This is a genomic window from Shewanella baltica, from assembly GCF_900456975.1.
In the GTDB taxonomy this organism is placed as follows: domain Bacteria; phylum Pseudomonadota; class Gammaproteobacteria; order Enterobacterales; family Shewanellaceae; genus Shewanella; species Shewanella baltica.
Genome location: NZ_UGYM01000002.1, coordinates 362477 through 376025 on the forward strand (window position 1 = coordinate 362477; position 13549 = coordinate 376025).

The following is a 13549-nucleotide window of genomic DNA, read 5'->3' on the forward strand; positions in this document are numbered from 1 at the left end:
CAACTTGGTTGCATTGGCGCTTGAGACTCGATAAATTGAACTCAGTATTGCAGTTGAGATCCCTTATCGCAGCGATAGAAATAGCCTAAAACACCAGAGTTGGAGCAGTAAAATTATGTATTACCAAAATGATGACGTTCGCATTAAAGAAGTAAAAGAGTTACTTCCTCCTATCGCGATTCTAGAACGATTTCCTGCTTCTGAAAAAGCCTCTGCGACTGTGTTTAATGCGCGAAATAGTATCCACAATATTCTGGCTAAAACTGATGATCGCCTGTTAGTGGTGATTGGGCCTTGTTCTATCCACGATCCCAAAGCGGCGTTGGAATATGGTCAACGTCTGGTTGCGCTGCGTGAGCGTTATAAGGATCAACTCGAAATCGTGATGCGAGTGTATTTTGAAAAGCCAAGAACCACAGTGGGTTGGAAGGGGCTGATTAACGATCCTTACATGGATAACAGCTTTAAACTCAACGATGGTTTACGCACTGCGCGTAAGTTATTGGTGGATTTGAACGATAGCGGCATGCCAACCGCGGGCGAGTTTCTTGACATGATCACCCCACAATATATGGCAGATTTAATGTGCTGGGGAGCCATCGGCGCCCGTACTACTGAATCACAAGTGCACAGAGAGTTAGCCTCTGGTCTTTCTTGTCCGGTCGGTTTTAAAAATGGGACAGATGGCACCATTAAAGTCGCTATCGATGCGATAGGTGCTGCCAATGCACCGCACCATTTTTTATCTGTGACTAAGTTGGGTCATTCGGCGATCGTTTCGACGAAAGGTAATCCTGATTGCCACATTATTTTACGTGGCGGCCGCGAGCCTAATTATAGTGCGCCGCATGTCGCTGAAATTAGCCAGCAGTTATTAAAAGCTAAACTTGCCGACAACATCATGATCGACTTTAGCCATGCCAATAGCAGTAAACAGTATCAACGTCAGTTAGTGGTTGCCGAAGATGTGGCTGGCCAAGTGGCGACGGGCAATACTGCTATTTTTGGTGTTATGGTAGAAAGCCATTTAGTGGAAGGTCGTCAGGATTTAATTGAAGGTCAAGAGTTGTGTTATGGCCAGAGTATTACCGATGCGTGTATCGGTTGGGATGATACCGAGCGCCTGTTGGCCATTCTGAATCAGAGTATTATCGAACGCCGTCAGGTTTAATTGTCTGCTCGTGCGAACATCAAACGCAACGATACCTGAGTTAGTCGTTAACGATTGCGGCTAAAGTAAAAACAAAGGCGCTATCCCGGCGCCTTTGTTTTATCTATTTATTGCTTATTTCAACAATGTATTCATTTGCTTTGGCTAAGCTACCAAAGGCGGCAATAAGGTTGTCTCTACCTTTATCTTGTATCTCTGGATTGCCTGATTCGATCATCATCCACACCCAAGTTTGGATCAGTGGTAATGGCGGGTATTGAACTTTAGCGGAATCCAACATAAAGCTTCCTTTGATCTTATTTAATTTGTTTGTCTTAATGTTCTCGCTAGAGATTGGGCGTATGAATCGCAAAATCTAGCGCGTAGAGGTTAACAAATTCTATCGATTTGTATAACCGCCTCCATGGCATTTTGGGCAAAACTGCAAAAATAATCAACAGCAGTAAGGTTGAGCTAAGCCTTCCCCCCATAGCCAACTTGTCTTCTGTTATACGGCGCAGAGCTCAAGTCAAACGCAAGCTATGGGTATTTATGTCAGCACAGAAATCAGTATAAATTCATTTATTATGAATATGCCAGTGTAATACGTAAGTATGATGTTTTAGCTTTTAATAGGATCAGAATAGCAACGGATTGTGTCGTGAATAAGTCTATTTGTCTGTCAGGAAAATCTGATTGATTTTATTCAAGCTTTGTTCGTTTCGTTTAGCTTATGTCTGGTTTGTGCTGTTACAATTGATATAACTCATTCAAGGTTATGTCCTATGCGCCCAACGTTATATTTTGAAGGTCCAGTCGATAAATTAAACTGGCACGTCATGAAGCTGCTTTGGCCTTACTTATTGGAATACAAAGGCCGTATTGCGCTGGCAATGTCATGCCTCATCATCGCTAAGCTGACCAGCGTGGCTTTGCCTTTTATTTTGAAGCATTTGGTCGACACCTTAGATGCCGATAAAACCGCGCAAGCCCTCAGTGTGCCCGTGGGATTAGTGTTGGCCTATGGTGCGATTCGTTTACTGACGGCGATTACGGGGGAGATCCGCGATACCTTGTTTGGTCGGGTGACTGAGCGGGCGATCCGCCGTTTAGGCTTAGCGGTATTCGAGCATTTACACCGACTTGATCTCGATTTTCATCTAGAGCGCAAAACCGGCGGTCTATCCCGTGATATTGAGCGCGGCACCAGTGGCGTGAGTTTCCTCATGCGGTTTATGGTGTTCAACATAGTGCCGACCTTGCTCGAAATTGTCATGGTGATTGGTATTTTCTTCTATAACTACGGGATTGCGTTTGCGGCAATCACCTTTATTGCTGTGTTGGCCTACATTATTTTCTCTGTGGTCGCGACTGAATGGCGCACTGAGTATGTACGTGATGCCGCCAAGGCTGACTCTTTATCAAATACACGGGCGATTGATAGTTTGCTGAACTATGAAACTGTTAAGTATTTCAATAATGAGAAGTATGAGTCGCAGCGCTACGATCAAGCGCTCGAACAGTGGGAAGTCGCTAAGCGTAAAAACCGTTTATCTTTATTTGCGCTTAATGGCGGACAAGCTGTGATTATCGCTCTGGCGATGACAGCTATGATGGCGCTGGCGGCTTACCGAGTCACCTATGGCGATATGACCTTAGGTGATTTTGTGTTGATTAATGCGTTTATGATGCAGCTCTTTTTACCCCTTAACTTCTTAGGTTTCGTGTATCGCGAAATTCGCGGCGCCTTAGCCAATATTGAGCGCATGTTTAGCCTGCTCGATAAGCATCCCATGATAGTCGACTCACCCCAAGCACTCGATTTTCAGCCTACTAAGGGTGAGCTGGTATTTGAAAATGTGAATTTCAGCTACGACGAGCGACAAATTCTGCGGGACGTGAGTTTTAAGGTTGCTGCGGGGAAAAAGGTGGCTGTAGTCGGCGATAGTGGTGCTGGTAAGTCGACGCTGATTAAATTGTTGTTTCGATTTTACGATGTAGACCAAGGCGGGATCAAAATCGATGGACAAGATATCCGTCATCTCACACAAGATGCGTTGCGACGGGCCATCGCTATCGTGCCGCAAGATACCGTGCTGTTTAACGATTCATTAGTTGAGAACATACGTTATGGTCGCCCGGGCGCGACGGATGAAGAGGTACGTAACGCGATTAAACTGGCGCACTTAGAGCAATTTATTGCATCACTTGCCCTTGGTTGGGATACAAAGGTGGGTGAGCGCGGTTTAAAACTCTCTGGCGGAGAAAAACAGCGGGTCGCGATAGCGAGGGCCATTTTGAAGGGCTCACCCGTGCTGGTGTTTGATGAGGCGACATCTTCACTCGATAGCCGCTCCGAGCAAGCGATTTTGTCGGCACTGCGGGAAGTTGCTAAAGGGCATACCAGCCTTGTGGTAGCTCATAGATTATCTACTATTGTCGATGCTGACCAAATCGTCGTCTTGAGCCAAGGTGAAATTGTTGAGCAAGGTAATCATCAGACTTTGCTATTGGCAGATGGTCTATATGCCAAATTATGGCGGATACAAAATGAGCAACAACATACTCCTCTGAGCAGTTAATAGCGCAATACAGTTCAGTCTTTATTCAGCTTTGGCTCTCTATACTCAAATGCCAACACATCAATCGGAAGAGATCTGGCATGGAAAATATTGCACTGAGAGTTAACATTGAAGGCAAAGAAGAAAAAGTCGCCACTGATTGGGATGCCATCATGGCGACATTGAAAAAACGTGGTGTTGATTATGATTCGCTGCAACGTATTCATGCAGAATTGAATGCGGGTCTACTGGTGACGACTCGGTGCCTTACTTTGGCTAAGGTCAATCCAGAGATGGTACTTGCGGGTGTGATCCGCGATATGAACGTGCCGACAAGTGACTATATGATGAGCATGCGCTAGAGATCATAGGCCGTACGCTAGAAAATGCGTTAGAAAGCACGCGTTAGATAAGAATGTGGGAGGATAGAGGCGAACTTCTATTCTCGATGCTCAAGGAAGAGTGATTTTGCTCTAGAGCTACTCTAGATGAATGCGACTCTCGATAAATATTACCGAATTAAGCTACGCCGTTCAGCTTGCCAGCTTTCCAACCTTCGCATAAAAGATTCAATTTAGGCGCTGACTCATCGATCAATGTGAGTCGGATGATCTGTCCTTCACGAAAACACACAAGCTCGCCTTCGATCTCAGTTAGGCGATTACAGCTCTTACAGCTCGTGCTTACAGTTTTACTGGGGGGCAGTTGGCTTACGAAGCTAGATTTCAAAGTGTTTCCTTAAGTTCTATTGTGGGTAAGGTATTTGAATAACGCCTCACCTCACGAATCTTACCTCTTTTGTGATGCGCATTCAAATATACCTTATGTAAAAACCATATAGACAAAAGTTGTACTGGCTAATAACCGCAAGGGTTCGCGGCTATTTATCCATGTGCGAATAGAATTTGTCGAGTGAGATGGATAAGCCGCTATCGAGCACAATTCGTACATGTGAAGGCTTGAGCTGTCTTGGCTCTGTCACACCGCAAGAGTGCGCAATCAGCCCTAAGTCATGGTGTAAATTATGATTATAGCTAGCGACCCGCGTCGATTTATCCCTAGGATTTAGCCCTTGTTGTAGTTTTGGATTGTGCGTCGTGATACCCGTTGGGCAGGTATCTTTATTACACTGCAAGGCTTGAATACAACCGAGGGCGAACATGTTGCCACGGGCCGATGCGATAAAGTCGGCGCCTAATGCCAAAGCCCAAGCGACTCTGGATGGGACGATAAGTTTGCCCGAGGCGATGACTTTGATACGTTTACGCAAGCCTCGTTGGATCAAGATATTGACTAGGATAGGTAAGCTTTCTTTCAGCGGTAATCCGACATAATCCATTAACGGTTGCGGCGCTGCGCCCGTGCCGCCATCGGCGCTGTCTAAGGTGAAAAAGTCGGGGGCTGAGTCTTCGCCGCGGCGTTCAATTTCATCACATAAATCTTCCAGCCACTGCACATCGCCGAGTACGGCTTTAATGCCGGTAGGTTTACCTGTAACTTCACGAACTCGCTCGACCATATCTAAAATATCATTCACTGACTTAAATTCGATGTGGCCATTGGGGCTGATTGAGTCGTGCCCCTCTGGAATACCGCGAATATGGGCAATCTCAGCGGTCACTTTAATACCGGGTAAAATGCCACCTTTGCCTGGTTTTGCGCCTTGGCTCATTTTAATTTCGAACATTTTGACTTCAGGATGAATCGCTATCGCTTTCAGTTTTTCATCGTCTAAATGTCCTTGTTCATTGCGAACGCCGTATTTGGCTGTTCCAATTTGAAAGACGAGATCGCAGCCACCTTTGAGATGATAAGGGCTCAAGCCGCCTTCACCTGTGTTAAGCCAGCAACCCGCTTGCGCTGCGCCATGGGAAAGGGCGGTGATGGCTGGGCGCGATAGGGCGCCAAAACTCATGGCTGAAATATGGCAAATGGCTTGAGTTGTATAGGGCTGACGACAGTGAGTGCCAATCGTCAGCGGATGAATAGGAGTGATATCTTCATCTTGGGTTGGGAAGGCGGTATTCATAAACATGATAGTACCAGCTGTATCCAAGGGACGAGTCGAACCAAAGGCTATGGTTCTATCGACATTCTTGGCGGCGCGGTACACCCAGCTGCGTTCAGCACGGTTGAAGGGCAATTCTTCTCTGTCTTGGGCGAAAAAGTATTGTCTGAAAAACTCACCTTGTTTTTCGAACAGATATCGAAAACGACCAATCACGGGATAGTTATGTCTTACCGCTTGTTTGGTCTGCATTTTATCTGCGATATACATGTAAATAACCGCGAGTACTGCGAGTCCTATAACGATCAAAAACAGTCCTGAAAACAGATCGAGTCCCCACATAAACCAATTGAGTTCACTCATGTTATTTATCCTTATTCTTGTCCGTAACGGGTGGAGATCAAGCTTGCGGGTTGGCCATCATTGAGAGAGAGTAAAAACAGCTGACTGTAGTCCTCTTCGCCGATCGCTTGGATCTCAGGTCCACCCAGGGCTTTGATGATCAATGGCACTGTGTTTGAATGCCCAACGATGAGCGTATTGCCTTGTACCGCATGCACTTGTTCGACAATCTGCTGAATATGTTCTTCGATAGGCTTTGCTGCTTCGACTATCGTCACGGGCAAATGGCGAGCCTCGGCGATAGGCGCGAGTGTTTGCTGGGTTCGCAGGTATTGAGTTGCAATGAGCTGCGACAACGGCGTGCGGCTCAAGGCGGTGATCAGTGACGTTGCGCGCATTTCCCCCTTGGACGATAACTGTGGATCATTGGCTGGCGTGTCGGCTTTTTCGGCATGCCTGACTAAAATAATCAGCCTGTTTTCCGCGTGGGCTTGGCTAATCGGTGCGAGGCTGAGGCAAGTTAAGATAATAAGACCAGTGAGCAAACTAAGGCGTTTTATATTAATGCCCATATAGTGCTCAGTAGTGCGCTTAAGCATTCGTGTAAACACGTGAAAGCGGAAATGACTCAAACTGCGACCTGCTGCCATGGTGTAACATCCTTTTCTATTGGCTCATCTCTAAGCTCGACGATAGTAATGATCTGCATGCGGGTGGATGGCGCTTTATGCAATTTATAAAGAATGAACCCACTCAATTTATGCGGGCCTTATCATGGCCTTGTGGTCACGATGGTACTTCAATTCTAAAAATTACTAAAGCTGGTCAAATTTTGGTCGATAATAAAGTCGACCCGAATTGAATGGATAGTCATCATGGAAATCAATAAATCCTCTCAAGTGCAAAGTACCCCTTTGCCGCAGAAAAAATATGCTGAAAATACGACGCCTAAGGGTACCGAAGTGAGTGATTCGAAGGACGCGAAAACCACCGAAGTGACCTCGAAACAAACCGCGCAGCAAACGAGTAAGCAGCTGATGAATCAAGCAATTCTATCGGCACAGCAAGATGTGAATATCAAGTCAGGCGATCAGTCTATGACCTTGCTTTATCGCGCTGCGATAGAGTCTATTAATAAAGAGTTAGCGCCTACTATGGGCGAGAACGCGATTCAAACTGCTTACGATAATGGCGTAGATACATCACCAGAAGCGACTGCAGATCGTATCGTGAGTTTTGCGACGCAATTTTTTAGCATTCACCAGCAACAAAATTCGGGTATGAGTCTAAGCGATCAACTCGATAGCTTTATGGGAATTATTGGTGGTGCAATTGATAACGGCTTTAAAGAAGCGAAAGATATTCTGTCTGGTCTTAAAGTATTGCAGGGTGATATTGCCGATGGCGTCGATAAAACCTACGGTTTAGTGCAAGAGGGATTACAGGCCTTTAGGGATAGCTTTAACAAGAAGACAGATGAGACACAATCGAGTGCCAGTTAACGCTCTGTTGTTTTCGGTTCTATCGTCATAAGCCCCTTATCATAAGGGGTTTTTGTTATGCGGAAAAAAGTCTATGCTGGAAGCCTATTTAACGTTTCGCTTGAGGGCAAGTTATGTGGACTAGGGGACAAGTTATAGAACGTATTGATTGGAGCGATAAGTTATTTTCATTGCGCATCGCCGCCGAGTTAGCCCCATTTATTCCTGGTCAGTTTATCAAGTTAAGTCAAATGCAAGATGATAAGCGTGTGGCCAGAGCTTACTCCTTAGTAAATTCCCCCGATAAACCCTATGCCGAAGTGCTCGCCGTTGCGGTAGAGGACGGTCTGTTATCGCCGCAATTACACAACCTTGTCATAGGCGATGAAATTGAAATCACTTCAACCGCGACCGGGTTTATGACCTTAGCGGAAATTCCTAAGGGTGAGCTCCAAGGCAAGCACTTATGGTTTTTGGCCACAGGTACAGCGGTAGGGCCATTTTTGTCTATGCTCGACACCCATGAACCTTGGGAGCGTTTTGAAAAAGTGGTGCTTGTGTATGGCGTGCGCGAGGCGCAGGACTTAGCCTACCTTGATAAGCTGCGTGAGTTAGAACGCACATACCCAGCACAGTTTATATTAGTTTTGAGTGTGACCCGTGAACCCTTGGCCGATGCGTTGCAGTGTCGTATTCCCGAGGGCATAGTCTCGGGTGAAATCGAGAAAAAGGCAGGATTAACCTTAAGTGCCGCTGATTCCCAAGTCATGATTTGCGGCAATCCCGGTATGATTAATGGTGCCCAAAGCGCCTTACTCGATAAGGGATTAGTGAAGAACTTACGTCGTGCTCCGGGACAAATTACAGTAGAAAAATATTGGTGATCCCATTTTATATGGGCGGTGAGAGCAAACTGTTCTCACCCCTTAATAGCCATAGCGTTTAATGCAAATAAAAGGAAATTTTTGATGAAGTTGTTAAGTTCTCAAGCTTCACCCTATGCCCGTTGTGTTAGAGCGTTGATCCAGTATTTAGGGATTAACAATATTGAAGAGCTGCTAGTCAATCCCTTTGAAAACAGCGCTGAATTACTCGATGCCAACCCGTTAGGACAGATCCCGTGTCTTATCACCAACGATGGCGTGGCACTATTTGATAGCGAAGTGATTATGCGTTACCTAGATGCTGAGCTTGGCGATCGTAAGATGTTTGGGATCTCAAGTCATAACTGGGTGTTGGAGTGTCAGTATTCCTTGATAAAAGGCTTAATCGATAGCGCGGTAAAATTGCGCCAAGAGCAGATGCGTGAAGATGAAGGTGTGAGATCGGCTTTTTGGACGGCCCGTTTTGAACAAGCATTGTTGCGTGGACTTATGCAGGTTGAGCTGCAAACCGTGATCACCCAAACCACGATTCAGGCACCGCAATTAGCCTTGATTTGCTTGCTTGATTATGTGGACTTTAGACATCCAGAGTTAGATTGGCGCAAGGTTGCCCCAGCGACGGCACTTTGGTTTAGTGAGATGCGTGATCTACCCGCATTTATTCAAACACGTCCCCAGTAATAGGATGAAGATGCTCAGCCGTCGGTTGCGCGTCTTCCCTTTGGTCTGTCACGGCGGTTTTGTTCTCCAAAAGCGCCGAATAAATCCCGCGTGACCCCGTATTCGACTCTGCGATCATTCCCTATTTGGCGTCTATCTTCATGGTGTTGATAGCGGCATTGGCAGTGGGTCATAGTGCATTCTTCCATCGGGATTTCCGGCGCATCCTTCGATAAAAAACGTTTTCCAGAGAATGTTTCAACTTGCTTACAGCAACTGCCGTCATTCACTATGCTTACGCTGTGAAAATGATGGGTTTGTGATGCATGCGGCTTAGTCCCGTCGGCGTATTGATTGACAGCTTTAGCATAGTGTTTATGCCGCTTGTGGCCAGTGTTGAGTTTAAATAAGCCAAATAGCGCCACTGCGACTACGCCTAGCAGCAAAACAGTTAACATAACGCCTCCTCAAAGCATTTTAAGCAAATTAAGGTTCAGTTTAGTTTGATTTGAGATAATCACCAGTTTTGAATTTAAACTCATTAAAAACAAAAAGTTAAATAGACTATTGCCCTCCACTTCTCTATCTATTACTCTTGCGCAACTGATAAGCATTATCATTAATGCAGCCATGTTCACACTCGCTGAACACGTCATCACTTTGGGGAGAAATCGGTAATGAAATGGGTAACTTGCGCAGCAGTAGTTGGGTTAATGTCGGTTGGGCATTCGGCGAATGCTGATGATAAATTAACAGTTTATTCTTATCGCCAAGCCTTCTTGGTGGAGCCTATCCTGACGCGTTTCACCGAAGAAACCGGCATAGGTGTGAATTTGGTTTTTGCAAAAGACGGCATTGCCGAGCGTCTCGCCCGTGAAGGTCGTTTATCCCCAGCAGATTTGGTGCTGACCTCTGATTTCTCACGTCTGGTTGAATTAGTCGATAAAGATCTGACTTCACCGGCTAAAAATACCCAACTCGAAAGCAATATTCCTGCCCAGTATCGCGATCCTGACGGCCAGTGGTACGCCCTGACCATGCGAGTGCGAAATCTCTATACGGCGAAAGATCGTTTAGGGCCGCAGCAAATTACCTATGAAGAACTCGCCGACCCTAAATACAAAGGCAAAATCTGTACCCGCAGTGGTAAGCATCCATACAACATAGCGTTAGTGGCATCTATGATTGCCCATCACGGTGAAGCTGAGGCGAAAACTTGGTTGGCAGGCGTGAAGAGTAACTTAGCGCGCAAGCCACAGGGTAATGATAGAGCCCAAGTGAAAGCGGTAAAAGAAGGCTTATGTGATATCGCCATCGGCAACAGCTATTATTACGGCAACATGATGCAAGACCCTGAGCAAAAAAGCTGGGCTGAAGCGGTGACGATTAACTTCCCGAACCAAGCCGATCGCGGTGCCCATGTGAACGTGTCTGGTATGGTATTAACCCGTCATGCACCGAATAAAGCCAATGCGATCAAATTGATGGAATTCTTATCCGCCGATGTGGCTCAAAAGGCCTATGCTGATGTGAATATGGAATACCCAGTAAAAGCCGATGTGGCACCTTCAACCTTAGTAGCTTCATGGGGCGAGTTTAAGTCGGATCAATTGCCTATTTTCAAACTGGCCGAATATCACCAAGCGGCGGTTAAGTTATTAGATGAAGTGCAGTTTGATCTCTAGCATTTGACGTTAAGTACGAGTGACAAATTGCAGAATTAGGTTATCAGCGCCATTGATTGGCGCTGTAACTTTTTAAGGATTGACATGATTTTAGGATTAGCCAGAAGCTGGTCGCTTGCTGGTTATGCGGTGGCCACCCTGCTGGTGTTGCCACTGGTTGCACTGATATTGCAGGCTCTGCAGCCTGACGAAGCCGTGTTTGGCCATCTGATGGCAACGGTTCTGCCAACTTATATCATCAACAGTTTATTGTTGATCTTTTGGGTGAGTTTGGGCGCGTTATTACTTGCGTTACCCTGTGCTTGGTTGATGGCTCGCTGTGAATTTGTCGGCAGGCGTTATTTGCAATGGGCGCTATTATTGCCCCTCGCTATGCCGGGATATATTGTTGCCTACGTTTATACCGATTTGCTCGATTATGCGGGGCCAGTGCAGCGTAGCTTGAGATCGATATTTGGCTGGAGTTCACCGCAGGATTATTTCTTCCCCGATATTCGCACCTTAGGCGGCGCGGCGTGCATGTTGTCGCTGGTGTTATTTCCCTATATTTATCTCTTGGCGCGTACCGCGTTTATGGAGCAATCCTTAAGTTTGGCCCATGCTTCACGCATTATGGGCTGTTCACCCTGGCAGAGTTTTTGGCGGCTTTCTTTGCCTATGGCAAGGCCTGCACTCGCGGTTGGCGTGGCCTTGGTGGCGATGGAAACCGCCGCCGATTTTGCGACGGTTAACTATTTTGCCTTGCCAACCTTAACCACGGCCGTGTACGACACTTGGTTGGGTTATGGCAATCTGACCGCCGCTGCTAAGTTGTCGGCGATTATCTTGCTGGTGGTGTTTAGCCTGATTGGATTTGAGCGTTTCGCCCGCCGCAAACAGCAGTTATTCCAAAAGCAATCGCGCATCCAAGCCAGTGATTTGTATCGACTCTCGACAGTGCAAACCGCAGTTGCACTGAGCTTTTGTGCCACTCTGCTGCTATTAGCCTTTTTGTTGCCCTTTGGGATTCTATTGTCCTATGCCATTGGTTATTTTGAACAAAGCTGGGATGAGAGCTTTTGGCAGTTAAGCCTTAACAGTCTCAGCCTTGCGCTAATCACTAGCTTCATCTGTTGCTTAATCGCTTTGCTGCTCATGTTTGTACGCCGGATAAGCCCAAGATCTAGTGATGCCTTGCCCTCACGCTTAGCCTCGACGGGTTATGCCTTGCCCGGCACTGTGCTCGCTATCGGCGTATTAGTGCCGCTCACTATGCTCGATTTTGCGATTAACGATCTAGCGGATCTGCTTGGTTTAAACGGCCCAGGACTTATTTTGACGGGCAGCGTAGTGGCGTTGATTTTTGCCTTTTGCGTACGTTTTGTGGCAATTGCTATCGGCAGCGTTGAAAGTAGCTATAAACGCATCTCGCCATCGCTGGACATGGTGAGCCTGACTATGGGGCAAGGTCCGCGGCAGTTGCTGCAAAGAGTGCATTTACCTCTACTTGGTAAGGGATTGTTTGCGGGCGCGTTATTGGTGTTTATCGAAAGCATGAAGGAACTGCCAGCGGCGTTATTGCTGCGGCCTATCGGTTTTGAAAACCTTGCAACTTATGTATTCCAGTTTGTATCCGATGAAAAACTCGAGCACGGCGCCTTAGCCGCGATTGTGATTGTGCTGGTGGGCTTAGTACCGCTGATTTATTTAAACCGTTCATTGGAGCACCACAGCTGATGACAAACACGCTCAAACTCATGCAAGTTCATAGCGATTATCAGGGCCAGCAAGTTTTAAAGGGGTTGAGTTTGGCCCTAGAACAAGGAGAGATTCTTGCTTTGTTAGGCCCCAGCGGTTGTGGCAAGACGACCTTATTGCGAGCAGTTGCGGGCTTACAGGCGATTAGCCAAGGTGAAATTCAGATCAATGGCCGCGTTGTGAGTGGCGACAGCCAGTTTGTGCCTAGCGAACAGCGCGGTATCGGCATGATTTTCCAAGACTATGCGCTTTTTCCTCATTTAACTGTGGCGGAGAATATTCTCTTTGGCGTGGCTAAATTGTCGGCCGCGGAGCGTCAGGCACGGTTGGATGACATGCTAACCTTAGTCAAACTCGAAGGCTTAGCTCAGCGTTATCCCCATGAGTTATCTGGCGGTCAGCAGCAGCGCGTCTCGATTGCGCGGGCACTTGCCTATGAGCCGCAGTTATTACTGCTCGATGAGCCTTTTTCTAATATCGATGCCCAAGTGCGCTACGAGATGATGGCGGAAATTCGCAGTATTTTGAAACAGCGTAATGTTAGCGCGGTATTTGTTACCCACAGTAAGGATGAAGCCTTTGTATTTGCTGATACTTTGGCGATTTTTAAGCAAGGCATTATAGTGCAGCATGGCAGCGCCGAAGCCTTATACGCCGCGCCAAACAGCCGTTATGTGGCGGACTTTTTAGGTAGCGGTAATTACTTACCCGCCGCAGTGCTCGATGGACACAGGGTTGCCACTCCTATCGGCCATTTAACCAGCCTTACGCCATTAGGGTTGCCGAGCGAGTTCAGCGGTACGGTATTCTTGCGCCCGCAGCAATTGACGCTCAGCGCCGATGAGCAAGGTGTGGGCACGATCACAGAGCGGCGTTTTTTAGGCGCTTTTTGTCATTACTGGGTCAAGATTGAAGCCGCCTCCCATGCTTATTATGTCGAAGTGCGAAGCCAAATGATGCAGCTCACTATCGGCCAAAAAGTCGGGGTAACGACAGAGCCGCACTCGCTGGTGCTATTTGAATCTTAGGCATATTAATATT

At 46.8% G+C, this 13549-nt stretch carries 14 protein-coding genes; 9 read left to right on the top strand and 5 right to left on the bottom strand.

Annotated features, from left to right (window positions below):
• Positions 1-115 precede the first annotated feature (115 nt).
• On the top strand, positions 116-1171 hold the full coding sequence (gene aroG / locus DYH48_RS01625; protein WP_115333874.1) for a 3-deoxy-7-phosphoheptulonate synthase AroG: 1056 nt from the start codon (positions 116-118) through the stop codon (positions 1169-1171).
• 103 nt (positions 1172-1274) lie between these two features.
• Here the strand turns inward: aroG and DYH48_RS01630 are convergent, their stop codons facing one another.
• A complete protein-coding gene (locus DYH48_RS01630) occupies positions 1275-1451 on the bottom strand; it encodes a hypothetical protein (RefSeq protein ID WP_006080150.1) in 177 nt (58 codons plus the stop codon).
• Between the two features lie 484 nt (positions 1452-1935).
• Here DYH48_RS01630 and DYH48_RS01635 point away from each other — a divergent pair, with 484 nt between their 5' ends.
• Both DYH48_RS01635 and DYH48_RS01640 read left to right on the top strand, forming a co-directional pair.
• A complete protein-coding gene (locus DYH48_RS01635; RefSeq protein ID WP_115333875.1) occupies positions 1936-3732 on the top strand; it encodes an ABCB family ABC transporter ATP-binding protein/permease in 1797 nt (598 codons plus the stop codon).
• 80 nt (positions 3733-3812) lie between these two features.
• Positions 3813-4073 carry a hypothetical protein gene (locus DYH48_RS01640; RefSeq protein ID WP_006080152.1) on the top strand — a complete coding sequence of 87 codons (261 nt, stop codon included), beginning with the start codon at positions 3813-3815 and terminating at the stop codon, positions 4071-4073.
• A 157-nt stretch (positions 4074-4230) separates the two neighbouring features.
• On the opposite strand, the gene DYH48_RS23900 is transcribed toward DYH48_RS01640, so the two are convergent.
• The 3 genes from DYH48_RS23900 to DYH48_RS01655 all read right to left on the bottom strand — a co-directional run bounded on the left by DYH48_RS23900 (position 4231) and on the right by DYH48_RS01655 (position 6711).
• Positions 4231-4440 carry a hypothetical protein gene (locus DYH48_RS23900; RefSeq protein ID WP_006080153.1) on the bottom strand — a complete coding sequence of 70 codons (210 nt, stop codon included), beginning with the start codon at positions 4438-4440 and terminating at the stop codon, positions 4231-4233.
• A 151-nt stretch (positions 4441-4591) separates the two neighbouring features.
• Entirely contained in the window at positions 4592-6082 is a 1491-nt protein-coding gene (locus DYH48_RS01650; RefSeq protein ID WP_006084153.1) for an FMN-binding glutamate synthase family protein, read from the bottom strand.
• Between the two features lie 11 nt (positions 6083-6093).
• Positions 6094-6711 carry a histidine phosphatase family protein gene (locus DYH48_RS01655; protein ID WP_115333876.1) on the bottom strand — a complete coding sequence of 206 codons (618 nt, stop codon included), beginning with the start codon at positions 6709-6711 and terminating at the stop codon, positions 6094-6096.
• Between the two features lie 225 nt (positions 6712-6936).
• Between DYH48_RS01655 and DYH48_RS01660 the strand changes: the two genes are divergently transcribed.
• The 3 genes from DYH48_RS01660 to DYH48_RS01670 all read left to right on the top strand — a co-directional run bounded on the left by DYH48_RS01660 (position 6937) and on the right by DYH48_RS01670 (position 9107).
• A complete protein-coding gene (locus tag DYH48_RS01660; RefSeq protein WP_115333877.1) occupies positions 6937-7563 on the top strand; it encodes a DUF5610 domain-containing protein in 627 nt (208 codons plus the stop codon).
• Between the two features lie 113 nt (positions 7564-7676).
• Entirely contained in the window at positions 7677-8426 is a 750-nt protein-coding gene (locus DYH48_RS01665) for a ferredoxin--NADP reductase (protein ID WP_012090214.1), read from the top strand.
• Between the two features lie 84 nt (positions 8427-8510).
• Positions 8511-9107 (top strand): glutathione S-transferase N-terminal domain-containing protein, encoded by a 597-nt coding sequence (locus DYH48_RS01670; RefSeq protein ID WP_006084149.1) that lies wholly within the window; start codon positions 8511-8513, stop codon positions 9105-9107.
• 14 nt (positions 9108-9121) lie between these two features.
• On the opposite strand, the gene DYH48_RS01675 is transcribed toward DYH48_RS01670, so the two are convergent.
• A complete protein-coding gene (locus tag DYH48_RS01675; protein ID WP_115333878.1) occupies positions 9122-9544 on the bottom strand; it encodes a hypothetical protein in 423 nt (140 codons plus the stop codon).
• A gap of 219 nt (positions 9545-9763) precedes the next feature.
• On the opposite strand from DYH48_RS01675, the gene DYH48_RS01680 reads away from it, so the two are divergent.
• From DYH48_RS01680 to DYH48_RS01690, 3 genes are all read left to right on the top strand, one after another.
• Entirely contained in the window at positions 9764-10771 is a 1008-nt protein-coding gene (locus DYH48_RS01680) for a Fe(3+) ABC transporter substrate-binding protein (protein ID WP_115333879.1), read from the top strand.
• 84 nt (positions 10772-10855) lie between these two features.
• The gene (locus tag DYH48_RS01685; RefSeq protein WP_115333880.1) at positions 10856-12487 is read left to right on the top strand and encodes an ABC transporter permease; all 1632 of its coding nucleotides are present in this window, start codon (positions 10856-10858) and stop codon (positions 12485-12487) included.
• The gene (locus DYH48_RS01690; protein ID WP_115333881.1) at positions 12487-13536 is read left to right on the top strand and encodes an ABC transporter ATP-binding protein; all 1050 of its coding nucleotides are present in this window, start codon (positions 12487-12489) and stop codon (positions 13534-13536) included. The genes DYH48_RS01685 and DYH48_RS01690 overlap by 1 nt, the downstream gene beginning before the upstream one ends.
• The last annotated feature ends 13 nt before the right edge of the window (positions 13537-13549 follow it).

Excerpts from the sequence above, each read along its gene's own strand:
- DYH48_RS01685 (WP_115333880.1), top strand. The coding sequence starts at position 10,856 with ATGATTTTAGGATTAGCCAGAAGCTGGTCGCTTGCTGGTTATGCGGTG.
- DYH48_RS01660 (WP_115333877.1), top strand. The coding sequence starts at position 6,937 with ATGGAAATCAATAAATCCTCTCAAGTGCAAAGTACCCCTTTGCCGCAG.
- DYH48_RS01640 (WP_006080152.1), top strand. The coding sequence starts at position 3,813 with ATGGAAAATATTGCACTGAGAGTTAACATTGAAGGCAAAGAAGAAAAA.
- DYH48_RS01635 (WP_115333875.1), top strand. The coding sequence starts at position 1,936 with ATGCGCCCAACGTTATATTTTGAAGGTCCAGTCGATAAATTAAACTGG.
- DYH48_RS01690 (WP_115333881.1), top strand. The coding sequence starts at position 12,487 with ATGACAAACACGCTCAAACTCATGCAAGTTCATAGCGATTATCAGGGC.
- DYH48_RS01680 (WP_115333879.1), top strand. The coding sequence starts at position 9,764 with ATGAAATGGGTAACTTGCGCAGCAGTAGTTGGGTTAATGTCGGTTGGG.
- DYH48_RS01665 (WP_012090214.1), top strand. The coding sequence starts at position 7,677 with ATGTGGACTAGGGGACAAGTTATAGAACGTATTGATTGGAGCGATAAG.
- DYH48_RS01675 (WP_115333878.1), bottom strand. The coding sequence starts at position 9,544 with ATGTTAACTGTTTTGCTGCTAGGCGTAGTCGCAGTGGCGCTATTTGGC.
- DYH48_RS01655 (WP_115333876.1), bottom strand. The coding sequence starts at position 6,711 with ATGGCAGCAGGTCGCAGTTTGAGTCATTTCCGCTTTCACGTGTTTACA.
- aroG (WP_115333874.1), top strand. The coding sequence starts at position 116 with ATGTATTACCAAAATGATGACGTTCGCATTAAAGAAGTAAAAGAGTTA.
- DYH48_RS01670 (WP_006084149.1), top strand. The coding sequence starts at position 8,511 with ATGAAGTTGTTAAGTTCTCAAGCTTCACCCTATGCCCGTTGTGTTAGA.
- DYH48_RS01650 (WP_006084153.1), bottom strand. The coding sequence starts at position 6,082 with ATGAGTGAACTCAATTGGTTTATGTGGGGACTCGATCTGTTTTCAGGA.
- DYH48_RS01630 (WP_006080150.1), bottom strand. The coding sequence starts at position 1,451 with ATGTTGGATTCCGCTAAAGTTCAATACCCGCCATTACCACTGATCCAA.